Genomic DNA, 16511 nt, shown 5'->3' with positions numbered 1-16511 from the left:
CACAGACTTTCCACCCCATATTGCTACCCGAGGTGAAGCCCATGGCTATCCAACCCGACGCCTTCTTCCAGCAGTTCGACGATTCGAAACTGGTGGCCGCCGACAAGGCACACTACATGCACGGCTTCCATATGTTCGACGAACACCGCGAGCAGGGGTCGTTGAATATCGCTGCCGGCGACGGCGCCTACATCTATGACACCGCCGGCACCCGCTACCTGGATGCCGTAGGCGGCATGTGGTGCACCAACATCGGCCTGGGCCGCGAGGAAATGGCCGAAGCCATCGCCGACCAGGTGCGGCAACTGGCCTACTCCAACCCGTTCTGCGACATGGCCAATGTCAGCGCCATCGAGCTTTGCCAAAAGCTGGCAAGCCTGGCCCCAGGGGACCTGAACCACGTGTTCCTGACCACCGGCGGCTCCACCGCGGTGGACACCGCCTACCGCCTGGTGCAGTTCTATCAGAACAGTCGCGGCAAGCATGAGAAGAAGCACGTGATCTCGCGGCACAACGCGTACCACGGCTCCACCTTCCTGACCATGTCCATCGGTAACAAGGCCGCTGACCGCGCGCCTGAATTCGACTTCATGAGCGACCTGTTTCACCACATCTCCTGCCCCAACTACTACCGGGCGCCGGCCGGCATGAGTGAAGCGGACTTCCTCGAGTTCCTGGTAGCGGAATTCGAAGACAAGATCCTCACCCTGGGCCCGGACAAGGTGGCGGCGTTCTTCGCCGAACCCATCATGGGCTCCGGTGGGGTCATCATTCCTCCCGAGGGTTATCACCGGCGCATGTGGGAAATCTGCCAGCGCTACGACCTGCTGTATGTCGCCGACGAAGTGGTGACCTCCTTCGGCCGCCTGGGTGCTTTCTTCGCCTCCGAGGAAGTGTTCGGCATGCAGCCGGACATCATCACCACTGCCAAGGGCCTGACCTCGGGCTACCTGCCCCTGGGCGCGTGCATTTTCTCCGAGCGCATCTGGCAGGTCATCGGCGAGCCGGGCAAGGGTCGCTGCTTCACCCACGGTTTCACCTATAGCGGGCACCCGGTGAGTTGCGTCGCGGCGTTGAAGAACATCGAGATCATCGAGCGGGAAAACCTGCTGGCCCATGTCGAAGAGGTCGGCGTCTATATGGAGCAGCGCCTGCAGACCCTGGCCGAACTGCCCCTGGTGGGCAGCGTGCGCTGCAAGCGGCTGATGGCCTGCGTCGAATTCGTCGCCGACAAGCGCACCAAGGCGCTGCTGCCCGACGGGCTGAACATCGCCGAGCGCATCCATCTGCGGGCCCAGGCCAAAGGCTTGTTGGTGCGCCCCATCGGCCATCTCAATGTGATGTCGCCCCCCTTGATCATCACTCGCCAGCAGATCGACGAAATAGTCGCCACCTTGCGCGACTGCATCCTCGAAGCCGCCGCCGAACTGCGCCAGAACGGCCAGTACCTGGGCCAATGACCCCTAGCCGCTGGCAGCGCGAATATCGGCCCGGGGTCTTACCGGGCCTGCGCCCGACCGTTAGACTGCCGGGCATGAGCGCACCAGCAAACACTTCTACCGCCCCCCTCAGCCTCCCTGCCCTGCAGGCTTGGCACGCCTGCCTGGCCCAGGCCTTCGGCAGCGTGGACGATGGCACTTTCCTGCAGCACCTGGCGACGGCGCTGAACGCCCTGACGCCCATCGAATCGATGATGATCAGCCTGGAACGCAAGGGCCTGCCACCGCAATTGCTGCATGAACGGGGCATAGTCGGCGCCTACCGCGACGAGATCATCAACCGCTACTTTTCCCGCGGTTATCTGCTGGATCCGTTCTGCCTGGCGGTGGAAAACGGCCTGGCCGAAGGTTTCTATCACCTGTCGGAAATCGCCCCGGACGACTTCTTCAGCAGCGAGTACTACAAGACCTACTACCTCAAGACCGGGGGCGCGGAAGACAGTTACTACATCGTCGACCTCGATCCCCAGAGCAAGATTTCCCTGTGCATGTTCCAGGGCCTGAGCGGTGAGCGCTTCGCCAGCGAACCCCTGGCGCTGCTGCGGGCGGTGGAACCGCTGGTGCGCGAGCTGATCCGTCGTTTCGGCGGTAGCGGCCTGCAACCGCTGTTGCGCCAGGCCAGTCAGGACGCACTGCCCGCCCCGGCACCGGCCAACTTCAACCAGCAGATCGAAGCGGCGTTCATGAGCTTTGGCCAGCCACTGCTGACGGTTCGCGAGCGCGAAATTGCCCACCTGATCCTGCGGGGGCACTCGGTAAAATCCACGGCCAAGGTGCTGGAGATTTCCCCGGAAACCGTGCGCATGCACCGCAAGAACCTCTACACCAAGCTGACCATCAACTCCCAGGCCGAGCTGTTCGCGCTATTCATCGACTGGCTGACCCAGCCCCCACCCACCAGCCAAAGCCCCCTGTAGGAGCGGGCGTGCTCGCGATGCACAAAAAAACGCCGCGGTCACTGAGTGAACGCGGCGTTTTCGTTGACGATCTTCGCGAGCAAGCTCGCTCCTACGGCCTTTCCCTCAGCGAGCGGCCCAGGCGTTGAAACGCTGCTCCAGCTCCTCGCCATGATCGACCCAGAACCCCGCATCCACTGCCCTGGCGCCCCTCAAATTGGCCTCGAAGGTCGGCAGTTGCCGCTGCACCGCCTCAGGCAGCAATGGCAGCGCCTGACGATGCACCGGCCCGTAGGGGATGTTTTCAGAGAACACTTTCTGCGCCTGGGGCTGGCTGGCGAACAGAATGAAGGCTTCGGCCAGGGCCTTGTTCGGCGAGCCCTTGACCACCGCCCAGTACTCCGGGTCGTACAGGCTCTGGGGCCAGAGGATACTCAGTTGCATGCCCTCCTTCTGGGCCATGGCAATGCGCCCGTTGTAGGCTGCGCTCATCACCACGTCACCGGCCACCAGCCACTGCGGCGGCTGAGCCCCGGCTTCCCACCACTGGATGTAGGGCTTGATCTGGTCGAGCTTGGCAAAAGCCCGGGTCACGCCCTCGGGGGTGTTGAGCACCTGATACAACTGGGCAGGCGCCACACCGTCGGCCAGCAAGGCAATTTCCAGGGTGTACTTGGCGCTCTTGCGCAAGCCGCGCTTGCCGGGGAAGTCCTTGAGGTTCCAGAAATCCGCCCAGGACTGCGGCGCCTTCGCCAGCTTCTGCGGGGCAAAGGCCATGACCATCGACCACACATAAGTGGCGACCCCGCATTCGGTCAACGTGCCGGGCACGTACTGCGCCGGGTCGCCGAAACGGGCCAGGTCCAAGGGTTCGAACAGGCCCTCGTCACAGCCACGCAGCAGCTCCGGGCTCTCCACTTCGACCACATCCCAGCTGGTCTTGCCGACATCGACCATGGCCTTGATCTTCGACAGCTCGCCATTGTATTCGCCGGCCACTACCCGGGCCGCCCCGCTCTGGTTGAATGGCTGGAAGTAGGCCTGCTCCTGAGCCTGTTTGGTGGCTCCGCCAAAGGAAATGACCGTGAGGTTCTGCGGCTGGGCGTAAGCCCCGGTGCACAGCAAGACCCACGACAACGCAACGCCGCAACGCAAGGTGTTGGACATGAAACCCATCCTCAAGAAAGCCGGCTCGCCCGCACGAACCCGCACAACAAGAGCCTGGAAGCGACCGTATGCAACGGGCGGTACAGCACCAGGCACTACGAGTCTTGGTCAGCGGCGCAAGGGCTCGCGCGGCGCAGGCCGCGTAGCCGGATCATCACCGTTGCGGGCTCTGCGGCCCTGATCGTTTGGTGTAGTGGCGACCCGTCCGGAGCAACCGGCCGTGGTCATGCGCGAATGGCAGTTCATCGCTTGCTCCCTGTTGTTTTTGTAGGAAGAACAAATCGATCGGCAGTGCATCGCAGGAGCGCCCGTGGCAGTCGGGCAGGCGGATGCAGGGGTTCATTGTTTCCATAACCCGGGGCGTTGCGAAACGAGGTTTTTGTGAGGCACAGGCAAGGGAAAAGCTGCCTAGAGGACAGCCGGGGTAAAAAAGCCGCAACCGGGCCGGCCGGCATAACGCAAAACACCCCGCAGGCATATCACGCCTGCGGGGGTACCTTGGTCGATCAGGGCTTCAGTCCAGCAGCACCAGCAATCCCGAGATTACCCCGATGCCCAGCACCGCCGAGAGCAGCATGCTGCTGGACACCTCGGTTTCGTAGGTCTTGTAGCGCGAGGCCAGGATGAAGACGTTCACCGCCACCGGCAGCGCCCCCATGATCACTGCGATTTTGATCAGGAAGTCGCTGAGGTCGAACACATAACGGGCCGAAACGAACACCAGCACCGGCAGCAGCACCACCTTCAACAGCGCCAGGGCCAGGGAATCCCCCTGGATCAGGTTGTGGTTGCGGTGCACCGCGAAGGCCGCACCCAGGGCTACCAGGGCCAGCGGCCCGGTGGCGTTGGTCATCTGCGTGGCAAAGATCTGCAACGGGCCGGGCAACTGCCACTCCAGCAGGATGAACAAACCCGCAAGCGCCACCGCCAGGATCAGCGGGTTACTGACGATCGAGCGCAGGGTGGTGAGCAATACACGGGCCAGATCCGGCCGGGCCTGAACCTCCTGCTGGGCAGTGAGTTCCATGAGCAACGCCCCGCCTGCCAGGATCACCAGGTTGTCGGCCATGGTAATCATCAGGGTCGGCAGCGCCGCTGCGTCACCAAAGGCCATGACCATCAGCGGCAGGCCCATGTACCCCACCACCCCCGAGATCGAGGACAGCCCCCGCAGGCCCGCCACCCTGGCGTTGCCGCCCCAGATCAGCCGGCCACCGACGACGGCGATGATGAAGGTCACCAGGCAGGCCAAGTAGTAGGCGCTCAGCAGGCTCCAGTCCAGCTCGCCGTGGTCTCGGGTGCCCAGGGTCTTGATGAAGATGAAGCACGGCAGGAACAGCCAGAACACCACCCCCACCAGGCCGTTCACCGTGTCCTTGGCGATCACCCCGATCCGCACTATCCAGTAGCCGGCGAAGATCATGGCAAACAGCGGTATCACCACCGTAAAGACCTTATCCATGGGCCGCACGCCTGCGGAAAATGCGCTGCTCGGCATACACCGCCAGCTGGCGAGGGGTGTAGGTGGACGCGCGATAGAAGTCCATTACCCCGCCCATCACCTGCCGGTACTGGGACTCGATGTGGGGTATGGACGCCTGCATCTGGTTTTTCAGGCTGTCCACTATGGCCCACAGCTCCTGGTCGGCAATAGCCCCTACATCCAGCCCGGCCGAAGAATAGTTCTCCAGAGCCTGCCGTATAGTCTGCGGATGCAGGCCGACATAGTTGACGAAATAGCCCTTCTCATCATTGGTTTCGAGAAAGTCCGGAATATTCAGGACGCCGTAGTTGGAAAGCGTTTCAAATTTGCCACTCACCGCACGATAGACACTGGGTAATTGCAAAAACGCCTCTTCACACTGATGAGCGGCGCTGATCAGGCCCGGCAGATCAAGTTCCAGGGAGCCCAGTTTTATATTGTTGGCCTGGCACAACTTCACAACTTGTTCCAGTGGGGCAATACCGGAGCGATTGCCAAAGCCGGCCAATGACCCTTCAACCATCTGAAAGCCCGAATGAATGGCCTGCATGGTATTGGCCAGCGCCAGCCCGTTGTCATTGTGAGCATGCAGGCAGAACACCAGTTGAGGGAAATCCTTCACCAGCCTGGAACACAGCCATTGGGTCACGTGAGGCTGCAATGAGCCCACGGAATCGTTAATCCTGATGATCTCCACTCCCAGGCCGGCAGCCCAGTCAATCTGCCGGCAGATTTCCTGATAACTGCGGTTCGACACCCCATCACGGAAGTTGTTGAGCACACTGGCCTTGAACCTGACCGCGCCGATACTGCGAAAGGCCTCGATGGCCCGTTCGAACTCCCCGGTGCTCTGCCGATAGGTGATCATGCCGAAGCTGAACACGGTATCGGCGATCCACTGGCGATGGGCTTCCCGAGCCTTGAAATAGTCGAAAGCGGTTTCCCAGCAGTTGAGCAGAATAATGAAGGTGGCCCGGGTGTCGGCCGGCAGTTCACCAGCGTCCCGAGCCAAATGCAGACGGTCCCAGACCAGGGGTTCCTCAGGGCCGCAACCCACCACGAAATCCCTCAAGCCTGCCGCCACCATGGATTTGAGGATTGCGACCTTGGCCTCTACCGTGATCGGAAAGGCAGTACGTTCAATGCCTTCTCTAAGCGTTTCATCCACCAGATGCGGGACCGAGTAATCACAATAGCGAATTCCATTCTCAACCATCATTTTCATGCTCCTTGCTGATTGTTTTACTTGCCTGCTCATTGAGTTGAGACATCAAATTAAAACCCAACAACCAACACACGATATAGCAACAAACAAAAACTCGACCTAAGACAGTTCTTAAAAGACAAAACAAAAAATAATCACAAACAAACTACAAAAAACAATAAAGATCATTGACTGGATATTAACGAAAAAATAACTTCACAAATTAAACAAGCAACTAACTCAATGGCAGGCAACACATTGGAAAACTTCAGTATTCCACTCGCTGCCCGTCAACATCCGGCCACTGGCCTGCGAGCCCGCCCAAGAGCGCCTGCCGGTCAGCGCCAGGTGAGGCTAGAATCAGTTCCTTTCTCCCCCGCGACCCGACGAGATCCGTTCATGAGCTTCGATTTCGATACCCTGCACCCCCGTCATGGCACCGGCAGCACCAAATGGAGCCGCTACCCCGAGGATGTCCTGCCGATGTGGGTGGCGGACATGGATTTCGCCGTGGCCGATGGCATCCTCCAGGCCCTGCGCCAGCGTCTGGAGCACCCGCTGCTGGGCTATAGCGTGGCCCGGGACGAATTGCGCGAGGCGGTGGTCGCCGACCTGTGGGACAAATACGCCTGGCGCGTCAGGCCCGACGAGCTGATTTTCCTCCCCGGGGTCGAGCCCGGGTTCAACATGGCCCTGCACGCCTTCGTCCAGCCGCAGCAGAAGGTGGTGCTGCAAACCCCCAACTATCGCCCCCTGCGCCTGGCCCCGGGCAACTGGGGCCTGGACAAGGTCGAAGTGCCGTTCCAGCTCACCGTCGACGGCACCTACGACACCCCCATGGACGCCCTGCGCCAGGCCTTGCAAGGCGCCGGCGCGATGCTCCTGAGCAACCCGCACAACCCCCTGGGCAAGGTCTTCCCCCGGGACGAACTGCTGGCGGTGGCCACTGCCTGCCTGGACCAGGGCGCGTTGATCATTTCCGACGAGATCCATGCCGAGTTGTGCTTCGACGGCCGCCGGCACATCCCCACCGCCTCCCTGAGCCCGGAAATCGCCCGGCGTACCATCACCCTGATGTCGGCCAGCAAGGCCTACAACATCGCCGGGATGAAGACCTGCTTCGCCATCATCCAGGACCCTGCCACCCGCCTGGCCTTCAACAATGCCCGCGCCGGCATGGTGGACAGCGTCAGCCCCCTGGGCCTGGAAGCCACCCTGGCCGCCCTGACCCACGGCGGCCCCTGGCTCCAGGCCCTGCTGGGCTACCTGCAGGCCAACCGCGACTATCTGCTGCACGCCGTGCAGACCCGCTTGCCCGGCATCCGCATGCACGCGCCCCAGGGCACCTACCTGGCCTGGCTCGACTGCAGCGCCCTGGGCCTCGACGCCCCCCACGCCTTCTTCCTCGAGCAAGCCAAGGTCGGCCTCAGCGCCGGCCTGGAATTCGGAGACGACTGCGGGCAGTTCGTGCGCCTGAATTTCGGCTGCCCGCGGGCCTTGCTGGAAGACGGCATCCAGCGCCTGCAGGACAGCCTGCAACGGCGCTGATTCTCCCACCCACTTCGTCCCAGACACCGCAGCCGCCAGATCCCCCCTGGCGCTGCGGCCTGCCCACCAGCCTCGTCCCGCAACTGTCCACCGGCCCTTCGGCGCGCTGCGCCTTGACGCGCGAACAATGGATCCATAAACCCCTTCACTGGATCCAAACCCCCTATAGCAGCCGATTATCGAACACTAAATCAGCATATTTGTTTGACACCCCCAGAGCGCCAACCATTTAATGGATCCATTAAATAAAAACAACAAACGCCTGGAGAGACGTCATGTACCCCAAGAATGCCTGGTACGTTGCCTGCACCCCCGATGAATTGCAGGGCAAGCCCCTGGGCCGGCAGATCTGCGGCGAACACATGGTGTTCTACCGCGCCCATGAAGGTCGGGTAGCCGCCGTCGAGGATTTCTGCCCCCATCGCGGCGCGCCGCTGTCCCTGGGCTATGTCGAGAACGGCAACCTGGTATGCGGTTATCACGGCCTGGTGATGGGCTGCGACGGCAAGACCGTGGAAATGCCCGGCCAGCGGGTGCGCGGCTTCCCCTGCAACAAGACCTTCGCCGCGGTGGAGCGCTACGGTTTCATCTGGGTCTGGCCCGGCGACCAGGCCCTGGCCGACCCGGCGCTGATCCATCACCTGGAATGGGCCGACAACGATCAATGGGCCTATGGCGGCGGGTTGTTCCACATCCAGTGCGACTACCGGCTGATGATCGACAACCTGATGGACCTGACCCACGAAACCTACGTGCATGCCTCCAGCATCGGCCAGAAGGAAATCGACGAGGCGCCACCGCAGACCAAGGTAGACGGCGATCAGGTGGTCACCGCCCGGCACATGCACAACGTCATGCCGCCGCCCTTCTGGCGCATGGCCCTGCGCGGCAACCAGCTGGCCGACGACGTGCCGGTGGACCGCTGGCAGATCTGCCGCTTCAGCCCGCCCAGCCATGTGCTGATCGAAGTCGGCGTGGCCCATGCCGGCCACGGTGGCTACGACGCCCCTGCGCAGTACAAGGCGTCGAGCATCGTGGTGGATTTCATCACCCCAGAAAGTGACACCTCGATCTGGTACTTCTGGGGCATGGCGCGCAACTTCAACCCCCAGGACCCGGCGCTCACCGAGAGCATCCGCGAAGGCCAGGGCAAGATCTTCAGCGAAGACCTGGAGATGCTTGAGCGCCAGCAGCAGAACCTTCTCGCCCAGCCCCAGCGCAACCTGCTCAAGCTCAATATCGACGCCGGCGGCGTGCAGTCGCGCCGGGTCCTGGAGCGGCTGATCGCCCGGGAGCGCGAGCCCCGGGAACCCTTGATCGCCACAAGCCGTTAACCCCCCGAACCCGACAGGCTGGCGGCCCGGATGCGGCCACCGGCGAGGACCGATGATGATCGACGTACTGGTGGCCGCGCGCCACGACGAAGCCCTGGACATCTGCAGCTTCGAACTGGCCGCGGCCGACGCAAGCCCCCTGCCCGCCTTCAGCGCCGGCGCCCATATCGACGTGCATCTGGCCAACGGCCTGGTGCGCCAATACTCCCTGTGCAACCACCCCGCAGAGCGCCACCGCTACCTGATCGGCGTGCTCAAGGACCCTGCCTCCCGCGGTGGCTCCAGCAGCCTGCACCAGCAACTGGAGGTGGGCACGCGCCTGCGCATCAGCGAGCCACGCAACCTCTTTGCCCTGGAGCACGCAGCACGGCGCAGCCTGCTGTTCGCCGGCGGCATCGGCATTACCCCGCTCCTCAGCATGGCCGAACAGCTGGCCCACAGCGGCGCGGATTTCCAGCTGCACTACTGCGCCCGTTCGGCTCAGCGCGCGGCCTTCGTCCAGCGCTTGCAGGCCTCGCCCTTTGCCGAGCGGGTGAGCCTGCATTTCGACGAACAACCGGACACCGCCCTGGATATCGCCCAGGCCCTGGCCGGGCCCCGGGACGACGTGCACCTGTATGTCTGCGGCCCCGGCGGTTTCATGCAACACGTGCTGGACAACGCCCGGGCCCAGGGCTGGAAGGAGCAATGCCTGCACCGCGAATATTTCAGCGCTGCGCCCATCGACCACAGCGCCGACGCCAGCTTTGCGGTGAAGCTGGCCAGCAGCGGCCAGGTGTTCCAGGTACCGGCCGATCGCAGCGTGGTCCAGGTGCTGCAGGACCAGGGCATCGAAGTGCCGACTTCCTGCGAGCAAGGGATCTGCGGCACCTGCCTGACCCGGGTACTGGAAGGGGTACCGGAGCACCGCGACCTGTTCCTCACCGAGGACGAGCAGGCGCGCAACGATCAGTTCACGCCCTGCTGTTCCCGGGCCAGGAGCCCGCTGCTGGTGCTGGATCTGTAGAGCCTCACTGCGGGCGCAGGATCAGCCTCATGCGCTCGTCGGCCACGGCCGAGCCGAAGATCTCGGCATAGCGCAAGGTGGCGTTGGCATGCTCGCGCATCAGGGCCTCGGCCCGCGCGCCCTGGCCATTGACCAGGGCATCGAATATCGAGTGATGCTGCATGTGGGCATAGTTGAAGCGCCGGTATTCCCGGGCCATGTCCTGGCGGTCTACTGCCAGGGCGGTGACCGAGGCGAAAGGCAGGTGGTCGTTGCGCGCCAGGGCATCAGCGATCGCCGGGTTGCCGCTGCCCGCCACGATCACCTGGTGAAAACGCATGTTGAGGTCGTGATAGAGCTCCAGGTCCTCTTCGTTGACATAGCCCTTGTCGAACAGCGCATCGCCCTCGACCAGGCAGCGTTCGAGAATCGCCCGGCCCTCGGTCGACAGCCCGCGCTCGGCGGTCTGGCGCGCCGCCAGGCCTTCCAGCACCCCGCGCACCTCCACCGCCCCGGCGATGTCTTCGGCGCTCACCGAACGCACCTGAAACCCGCGACCGCCGAACCGCACCAGCAGGCCTTCCTGCTCCAGGGTGCGAAAGGCCATGCGCACCGGCATGCGTGACACCCCGAACAGCTCGGCGGTGGGCACTTCCATCAAGCGCTCGCCTGCCGCCAACTCGCCCGAGGCGATCATCTTGCGCAGCGCGACCAGCACCGTTTGACCGGGTTTGCTCATCCGGGCAGCTTCCTGAAAACGTGGGCGGCCATAGTAACGCAAGCCCCCCCGCAACACGCACCCCGAGATTGCCGTAGCCATACGAAGCAGCACGAAACAGCGGCTAACTTGTAGCCGCTGCCGAGCCTCGGCGAGGCTGGGCAAAGGTCCGCAGGACCTTGCCTGGCGATCTCCCGTCGGACCTCCAGCGCTCGTGGAATCGCTGCGTCTGCTGCGTCGGAATGCCGCCCAAGCCGTTCGCAGCCTTCGGCAGCGGCTACAGGGTTTTCAGAGCGACAGCGGGTAGCTGACAATCAGCCGGGTCTGGTCGAAGTCGCTGTTGAAGCTGCGTCGGTTGGTGGCGTTGTTCAGCCGCAGGCTGAGGTTCTTCAAGGTGCCGCTCTGCAGGGTGTAGCCGATCTCGGTATCGCGCTCCCACTCATGGCCGTCATTGCCCACCTTGGTGGTGGCGCTGTCGCCACGACCGTAGCGCACCATGGCCAGCAGCCCGGGAACCCCCGAGGCGGCGAAGTCATAGTCATAACGCACCTGCCACGAACGCTCGCCGGCGTTGCTGAAGTTGCCGTTGAACATGTCGTTGCCCAGGGTCCGGCCGCTGCTGCCGTAGACCGACATCCAGGGGCTGTCGCCGCTGACTTTCTGCAACCCCAGGTACAGCGTGTGCCCGGCCCGGGAGGCGGAGAACAGGCCATAGGCGGTGTGGCTGTCGACCCGGCCGATACGCGCGCTGCCATCGTCGCGGTCGATGAAGTAGCCCAGGTTCGCCCCCAGGGTCCAGTCCCCCAGCAGTTGCTTGTGCAGCAGGTTGAAGTAGCTCTGGCGGTAGATGTCTTCCAACTGCGAATGCCAGACCCCGAGCAAGGTGCGCTGCTGGTTGAAGCGGTATTCGGCACCGGCGTAGTTGAAGCCGTCGGACTTGACCCCGGGCGCGGCCCAGGCCGAAAGGTCCTGCATGTCCGAGGAGTTGCGCAGGCTGACGGCACGGTACTGCCCGGCCTGCAGCCCCAGGCCGCTGATCTCTCGGGAGACCAGCATGGCCCCGCGGAAGGTCTGCGGCAGCAGGCGGCCGTCGTCATAACGCAGCAGTGGAATGTCCGGCAGCAGCTCGCCGACCTTGAACTCGGTGGCGGAAATCCGCGCCTTGAGGGCCGCTCCGGCGCGACCGAAATTGTCCGCGGCGCGCCCGTCGTCGTGCACCGGCAGCAACTCCGAACCGCTGGCCTGGCGGCTGCTGTCGAGCTTGAGGCCGAACAGGCCGATGGCGTCCAGGCCAAAGCCCACGGTGCCCGGGGTGTAGCCGGAGCTGAACTTGAGGATAAAGCCCTGGGCCCACTCCTCGACCTGGCCCTTGGGCGCGTCATGGTCACGAAAATCCCGGTTGAAGTAGTAGTTGCGCAGCAGCAGGTCGGTCTTGCTCCCCTCGAAAAAACCGCTGTCGTCGGCGGCCCAGGCGGGCACGCACAGGCCCACGGACAAGCAAGCCCCCACCAGGGAACGGCACTGCATCGGATGACGGGTGTTCATTATTATTGTTCTCCGCTTTTCATAGGCGCAGCCGTGCCCGACAGGCCGACAAGGGCCCGCGCGCTCACGGATGCTCAAAAGCCCGGCCAGGGCGGCCGGGCGTTATTCAAAGGTGCCGGGTCAGAAGGGATACTGACGCGGCCGGTGCTGCAGGCTGATCCAGTGGTCCCGGGTGAATTCATCGATCGCCCAGTCGCCGTTGAAGCGCCCCAGGCCTGAGTTCTTCTCGCCACCGAAGGGCGCGTTGGCCTCGTCGTTCACCGGCACATCGTTGATGTGGGTCATGCCGGCGCGCACCTGCCGGGCGAAGTTCACCCCGCGCTCCAGGTTGCCGGTGAACACCGCACTGGCCAGGCCGAATTCGCTGTCGTTGGCCAGCTCCAGGGCATGGGCTTCGTCCCGGGCGCGCAGCAGCCCCACCAGCGGGCCGAAGATTTCATTGCGCGCCAGGTCCATGTCGGCACGCACTTCGCCGTACACATGGGGCGCCAGCAGGTTGCCGTTCTGCCCGCCCTCGTACAGTGGCTCGGCGCCCTGCTCGCGGGCCAGGGCGATCTTGTCCTGCAGGCCCTGCAACTGGCGGGCGTTGATCACCGGGCCAATCACTGTGTCCAGCGATTGCGGATCCCCCACCTTGAGCTGCTTGACCCGGGCCACGAAGCGCTGGGCGAAGGCGTCATAGAGGCGCTCGTCGACGATGATGCGGTTGATCGCCATGCAGATCTGCCCCTGGTGCAGGAACTTGCCGAACACCGCGGCGTTCACCGCCTGTTCCAGGTCGGCATCGTCCAGTACCACGAACGGGCTGTTGCCCCCCAATTCAAGCGCCACGTGCTTGAGGTGCTCGCCGCCACTGGCGATGCGGCCGATGCCGCGCCCCACCGGGGTCGAGCCGGTGAAGGTGATCAGCGCCGGCACCGGGTGCTCGACAAAGGCATCGCCGATCTCGCTACCGGCCCCCACCACCACGCTGAACACCCCGGCGGGCAGGCCCGCTTCCTCGAAGATTTTGGCCAGCAGCAGGCCGCCGCACACCGGCGTATCGCTGGCCGGCTTGACCACCACCGCGTTGCCCAGGGCCAGGGCCGGGGCGATGGAGCGCTGGGTCAGGTGCAGCGGGAAGTTCCACGGGCTGATCACTCCGACCACCCCCAGGGCGCTGCGGTACACCCGGCTTTCCTTGCCCGGCACATCGGATTCGACAATCCGCCCGTGGACCCGCGCCGGGAAGGACGCCGCCTCCAGGGTGATGGCCCGCGCCGCGCCCCACTCGGCCAGGGCCTTGATCCGTGTGCTGCCGGATTCGCGAATGATCCAGTCGACAATTTCCTCCTGGCGCCGGTCGAAGATCGCCACCGCCTGGTGCAGCACCGCCGCGCGCTGGGACGGGCCCAGGGCCGCCCATTGCGGCTGCACCTGGGCGGCCTTGGCGTAGGCCGCGTCCAGGTCGCTGCGGTTGGCCTGGGCCAGTTCCAGCAGCTGTGCACCGTCGAATGGATTGCTCACCACCAGGGTCTTGCCGGAGGCGCCGGCGCGCCACTGTCCGGCGATGGGTTGCAGGTGCAGATCGCGATAGACCGCGTTGGAATCACTCATGGAAAATCTCCTCATGGAACAGCATTCATAAACCGATGTGTCACACAAAAGCCGGCGTATGCAGGAGCTGGCTTGCCAGCGAAGGCGCCCGCCAGCGCCACACAAGCCCCAAGGCCCTCTTCGCCGGCAAGCCGGCTCCTACGAGGCGGCGCGCTTTTCGATCAGGCGCAGCAGGCCCAGCAGGGTTTCGGTGTGGGGCACAGGCACCCCCGCCTGCCGCGCCCGTTCCAGCACCTGGCCATTGATGGAGCCGATCTCCGTGGGCCGCCCTGCCAGCACGTCCTGCAACATCGAAGGCTTGTGGGTGCGGTGATGGGCAATGGCGAACGCCACACTGTCCAGGCAGCCCTGGGCATCCAGCTCTATTCCCTGGGACCTGGCCACCGCCACCACCTCCAGCACAATGGACCGGGCCAGGGCCACGCCTTCCGGCGCTGCGTCCAGCTGGCCCACGGTGCAGCCGGTGGCGGCGCACAGGCTGTTCAAGGCGGCGTTGAAGGCCACCTTCTCCCAGATAGAGGTCCAGACCTGCGGGTCCACCGCACAGTTCAGCCCGGCAGCGTCCAGCACCGCCGCCACCTCCTGGCTGGCGTTGCGCTCGCGGCTATCGAGGGCCAGCACCCGCACCATGCCCTGGCCGTGGGAATGCACCTGCCCCGGCCCGACCATGTCGGCGGGCCAGTTGGTCATGCCGATCAGCACCTGCTGCGGGGCCACATGCCGGGATAGCGCCTCGGCATTGCCCAGGCCGTTCTGCAGGGTCAGTACGAGGGTGTGGCCGGCGATATGCCCGGCGACACTGCGCAAGGCACTGTCGGTGTGCAGGGTCTTGGTGAAGACCAGCAACAGGTCGGGGTGCCCCGTGGCCTGCTCCGGACGGCAGGCGTGCAGGCCGGTAATGCGCCGCTCGCCGCTGTCGGTGGCCAGCAGCAGGCCGTCGCTGCGGATCGCCGCAAGGTGCCCGTCGTTGATGTCCAGCAGGGTTACCTGCTGGCCGCTTTGCGCCAGCAGGCCGCCAAACAGCGAACCCATGGCGCCCGCGCCAAGAATGGTGATGTTCATCGAACCTCCTGTTTGAGTGGCTGGTTCACGCACCGGGCCGCGTTCATGACTGGCCCGGCAGACGCCGGGGAATGTGCCGGCCCACGATCAGCAGCGCCAGCAGCGCCATGACCATCACCGAACCCAGCAGCGTGAGGTAGCCGTTGGCGCCGCCCTGGGTAATCACCAGGGCTCCGGCGAAGGCACTGAGGATCGCCCCCAGGCGCCCGAAGGCCAGGGCCGATGCGGTGCCCGTGGCGCGCACACTGGTGGGGTAGATAAAGGCGCACAGGGCAAACATGGTGGACTGCACGGCGTTGACGAACAGGCCGTGCACGCCGAAGCCGAAGATCAGCAGCCCGGTGTCCTGGTGGATGTCCACCACCTGCAACAGGAAGGCGCTGGCCGCGCCGCCGGCGCAGCAGATCAGCAGCGGCCAGAACGAACCCCAGCGAGTGATGGCCACCGCGCACACCAGTGCCCCGATCACCCCGCCCAGGTTGTAGGCGGTCAGCCCGGAACCGGCCACCGACAGCTCCAGGCCTTCGGACAGCAGCATGGTGGGCAGCCAGCTGAAGGCGCTGTAGACCGCGGTCAGGCACATGAAGAACGCCACCCAGAGGGCCAGGGTGTCACGCCCGTAGCCCAGGGCGAACAAGGCGCGGAAACCACCCTGCTTCTCGCTCTTCTGCTCCAGGGCATCGGTGTAGACCACCCCCGCCGCCATCGGCCGGCCCATGCGCCCGAGCAAGGTGCCCAGCTCGTTCCAGCGCTGGGGCCGGCGCGCCAGAAAGCGCGGCGACTCCGGCAGCGTCGCCAGCAAGGCAAAGCCCAGGACGATGGGCAGGCTGCCGCCGATGAAAAACAGGGTGCGCCAGCCGTACAGCGGCAACACATGGGAGGCGAACAACCCCGCCAGCATCCCGCCCAGGGGCACGCAGACAATGGTGGCCGTCACCGCCAGGGTACGCCGCCGCGCCGGGGTGAACTCGGCCGTCACCGTGGTGGCGCTGGGCAGCGCGCCACCGATGCCCAGCCCGGCGATAAAACGCAGGGCCGCCACCGCCAGCGCATTGGGCGCCAGGCCAATGGCGCAAGTGGCCGCACCGAACACGAAGACACTGGCAATGATCGCCATGCGCCGGCCGAACCGGTCGGCAAACAGACCGGCACAGGCACTGCCGATGCCCATGCCGATCAGCCCGGCCGCCACCGCCGGAGCGAACGCCTCGCGGGTGATGCCCCACTCCTTGATCATCAGCGGAATGGCAAAGCCGATCAGTTGGCCGTCGAAGCCGTCCATGACGATGGACAGCGCCGCCAGCAACACCACCAGCTTCTGCATGCCGGTGAAGGGGCCATGGTCGAGCAAGGTGCCGATGTCGGCGTGGGTGGAACCGGAACGCGCCGGCTGGGGCGCGTCATCTATCACAGCAGTGACCGAAGTCGTGTTCATAACCACCTCTTTTTATTCTTCTGGTGAGTCCGCAGGTTG

13 protein-coding genes are annotated in these 16511 nt (G+C 64.4%); 5 read left to right on the top strand and 8 right to left on the bottom strand.

What is annotated here, in order from left to right; all coding sequences use genetic code 11:
• Nucleotides 1-41: 41 nt before the first annotated feature.
• Both M2395_RS03305 and M2395_RS03300 read left to right on the top strand, forming a co-directional pair.
• Nucleotides 42-1460 carry an aminotransferase gene (locus tag M2395_RS03305; protein ID WP_011061747.1) on the top strand — a complete coding sequence of 473 codons (1419 nt, stop codon included), beginning with the start codon at nucleotides 42-44 and terminating at the stop codon, nucleotides 1458-1460.
• Nucleotides 1461-1534: 74 nt separating this feature from the next.
• A complete protein-coding gene (locus tag M2395_RS03300) occupies nucleotides 1535-2416 on the top strand; it encodes a LuxR C-terminal-related transcriptional regulator (RefSeq protein ID WP_019094480.1) in 882 nt (293 codons plus the stop codon).
• Between the two features lie 105 nt (nucleotides 2417-2521).
• On the opposite strand, the gene M2395_RS03295 is transcribed toward M2395_RS03300, so the two are convergent.
• The 3 genes from M2395_RS03295 to M2395_RS03285 all read right to left on the bottom strand — a co-directional run bounded on the left by M2395_RS03295 (nucleotide 2522) and on the right by M2395_RS03285 (nucleotide 6264).
• Nucleotides 2522-3562, bottom strand: coding sequence for an ABC transporter substrate-binding protein (locus M2395_RS03295; protein ID WP_123430608.1), 1041 nt, complete (start codon nucleotides 3560-3562; stop codon nucleotides 2522-2524).
• Between the two features lie 514 nt (nucleotides 3563-4076).
• Nucleotides 4077-5024, bottom strand: a complete 948-nt coding sequence (locus M2395_RS03290; protein WP_077934337.1) for an AEC family transporter — start codon at nucleotides 5022-5024, stop codon at nucleotides 4077-4079.
• Entirely contained in the window at nucleotides 5017-6264 is a 1248-nt protein-coding gene (locus M2395_RS03285) for a pyruvate carboxyltransferase (protein ID WP_053152260.1), read from the bottom strand. Before M2395_RS03285 ends, M2395_RS03290 begins: the two co-directional genes overlap by 8 nt.
• A gap of 384 nt (nucleotides 6265-6648) precedes the next feature.
• Here M2395_RS03285 and M2395_RS03280 point away from each other — a divergent pair, with 384 nt between their 5' ends.
• The 3 genes from M2395_RS03280 (at nucleotide 6649) to M2395_RS03270 (ending at nucleotide 10137) form a co-directional block, all read left to right on the top strand.
• On the top strand, nucleotides 6649-7797 hold the full coding sequence (locus M2395_RS03280) for a MalY/PatB family protein (RefSeq protein ID WP_053159112.1): 1149 nt from the start codon (nucleotides 6649-6651) through the stop codon (nucleotides 7795-7797).
• Nucleotides 7798-8072: 275 nt separating this feature from the next.
• Nucleotides 8073-9131, top strand: a complete 1059-nt coding sequence (locus M2395_RS03275) for an aromatic ring-hydroxylating dioxygenase subunit alpha (RefSeq protein WP_123430607.1) — start codon at nucleotides 8073-8075, stop codon at nucleotides 9129-9131.
• A 55-nt stretch (nucleotides 9132-9186) separates the two neighbouring features.
• The gene (locus M2395_RS03270) at nucleotides 9187-10137 is read left to right on the top strand and encodes a PDR/VanB family oxidoreductase (RefSeq protein ID WP_123430606.1); all 951 of its coding nucleotides are present in this window, start codon (nucleotides 9187-9189) and stop codon (nucleotides 10135-10137) included.
• Nucleotides 10138-10141: 4 nt separating this feature from the next.
• Here M2395_RS03270 and M2395_RS03265 read toward each other — a convergent pair whose 3' ends face one another.
• The 5 genes from M2395_RS03265 to M2395_RS03245 form a co-directional block, all read right to left on the bottom strand.
• On the bottom strand, nucleotides 10142-10855 hold the full coding sequence (locus M2395_RS03265) for a GntR family transcriptional regulator (protein ID WP_123430605.1): 714 nt from the start codon (nucleotides 10853-10855) through the stop codon (nucleotides 10142-10144).
• 267 nt (nucleotides 10856-11122) lie between these two features.
• The gene (locus tag M2395_RS03260) at nucleotides 11123-12361 is read right to left on the bottom strand and encodes an OprD family porin (protein WP_405046088.1); all 1239 of its coding nucleotides are present in this window, start codon (nucleotides 12359-12361) and stop codon (nucleotides 11123-11125) included.
• Between the two features lie 138 nt (nucleotides 12362-12499).
• Entirely contained in the window at nucleotides 12500-13975 is a 1476-nt protein-coding gene (locus M2395_RS03255) for an aldehyde dehydrogenase family protein (RefSeq protein ID WP_053159116.1), read from the bottom strand.
• Between the two features lie 138 nt (nucleotides 13976-14113).
• Complete coding sequence (locus M2395_RS03250) at nucleotides 14114-15037, bottom strand: ketopantoate reductase family protein (protein ID WP_053152266.1); 924 nt, start codon at nucleotides 15035-15037, stop codon at nucleotides 14114-14116.
• Between the two features lie 43 nt (nucleotides 15038-15080).
• Entirely contained in the window at nucleotides 15081-16472 is a 1392-nt protein-coding gene (locus tag M2395_RS03245; RefSeq protein ID WP_015635941.1) for an MFS transporter, read from the bottom strand.
• Nucleotides 16473-16511 lie beyond the last annotated feature (39 nt).

It is taken from the genome of Pseudomonas sp. BIGb0176 (assembly GCF_024810175.1).
Taxonomy (GTDB): domain Bacteria; phylum Pseudomonadota; class Gammaproteobacteria; order Pseudomonadales; family Pseudomonadaceae; genus Aquipseudomonas; species Aquipseudomonas protegens.
The sequence above is the reverse complement of the archived record's forward strand: the minus strand, read 5'-3'. Positions and strand labels throughout refer to the sequence as shown.